The 1,134-nt window shown below is 63.4% G+C and carries 1 protein-coding gene; it reads right to left on the bottom strand.

Annotated elements, in window-relative coordinates; translation table 11 throughout:
• A protein-coding gene (locus IEX64_RS24270) for an IS3 family transposase (RefSeq protein ID WP_188824042.1) occupies positions 1-1,134 on the bottom strand; the annotation gives its coding sequence in 2 pieces (ribosomal slippage) (positions 1-876 and positions 876-1,134; 1,135 coding nt annotated over the 2 pieces). This gene is flagged as partial in the annotation.

The following is a 1,134-nucleotide window of genomic DNA, read 5'->3' as shown; positions in this document are numbered from 1 at the left end:
GCCGCAGGTGGAGCGAAGCGGAACCGGAGGACAGCCATGGCGGTGTTGCCGCTTCCGGGGCCGGAGGCCGATAGCCCAGCGAGCTGTGCGGTCTGACGGTGTTGTAGTGCCGGCGCCAGGCTTCGATCAGGATCTGGGCTTCAGCCAAGGTGTAGAAGATCTCCCCGTTCAAGAGTTCGTCGCGCATCGAGCCATTGAATGACTCGCAATAGCCATTCTCCCATGGGCTGCCGGGTGTAATGTAGAGTGTCTTCACGCCGATCCTGGCCAGCCATTCTTGTACGGCGTTGGCGATGAACTCCGGTCCATTGTCTGACCGTATATGTGCCGGTGGACCGCGGGTAATGAACAACTCGGCCAACGCGGCCAGCACATCCTCGCTTCTGAGCCTTCGGGCCACCGGCAGGGCCAGGCATTCTCTGCTGGCCTCGTCGATGATAGACAGGATGCGGAACTTGCGGCCATCGTGGGTGCGGCCCTCGACGAAGTCGTAAGACCACACGTGCCCCGGGTACTCGGGGCGCAGTCGGACGCACGATCCATCGTTGAGCCAGAGCCTTCCCCGCTTCGGTTGCTTCTGCGGCACCTTGAGGTCCTCTCGTCGCCAGATGCGCTCCACGCGCTTGCGGTTCACATGCCAGCCCGCATCGCGCAGCAGGGCTGTCACCCGGCGATAGCCATAACGGCCATACTGCCTGGCCAAGGCGATGATGTCCTCGGTCAGGGCTGCTTCGTCATCTGCCCCGCGTGGCACCTTGCGCTGCGTCGATCGATGCTGGCCGAGCACGCGGCACAACCGCCGCTCGGAGACAGCCATCATTCCCCGGATATGATCGATACAGCGCCGCCGCCTTGCAGGGCTCAATAATTTCCCCGTGCGGCCTCCTGCAGGATCAGCTTGTCGAGCGTCAGATCCGACACCGCCCGGCGCAACCGCGCATTCTCCTTCTCAAGGTCCTTCATCCGCCGCGCCTGGTCCATCTTCAGGCCGCCATACTCCTTGCGCCAGCGATAATAGCTCTGCTCGGTGACGCCGATCCGGCGGCACGCATCCGCAACCGTCCCGCCCTGCGCCAGCACGATCTCGGCCTCACGCAGCTTGCTGATGATCTCTTCCGGCTTGTGTTTCCTCGC

Origin of the sequence: Novosphingobium indicum, from assembly GCF_014645195.1 — a bacterium.
Classification (GTDB): Bacteria; Pseudomonadota; Alphaproteobacteria; order Sphingomonadales; family Sphingomonadaceae; genus Novosphingobium; species Novosphingobium indicum.
The sequence above is the reverse complement of the archived record's forward strand: the minus strand, read 5'-3'. Positions and strand labels throughout refer to the sequence as shown.